This window comes from Janibacter sp. CoH_79_TC_3, from assembly GCF_058197955.1.
This window is the reverse complement of record NZ_JBXWIV010000139.1, coordinates 1-255: the sequence shown is the minus strand read 5'-3', so window position 1 is coordinate 255 and position 255 is coordinate 1. Positions and strand designations below refer to the sequence as shown.

Annotated in this window: 1 protein-coding gene; it reads left to right on the top strand. The window is 41.6% G+C overall.

Going from position 1 to position 255, the window contains the following annotated elements; translation table 11 throughout:
* Nucleotides 1–255: hypothetical protein (locus AC2FA3_RS15390; protein ID WP_490510348.1), on the top strand; the 255-nt coding region annotated here is incomplete at both ends.

The following is a 255-nucleotide window of genomic DNA, read 5'->3' as shown; positions in this document are numbered from 1 at the left end:
GCATAGCTACCTACTACCGATATCAAAAAATGTATCAGGAATTGGAAGGCGCGGAGCAGTCTATCACAGGTACTCAGACTATGGGACAGTTCCGGATCATGCAGTGGGTCCAGAAAAATTATGGGAACAGTGTGAAGGTGAAATTTTCTGGTCGTAATGCAGCAACCCTTTATGAAAAGCAGGGAGGTCAGCTGCAGGTGCAGTATGATCCGGAGAAAAAAGAAATTATTATAAAAAAAGTGAAAAGTTTTGAAA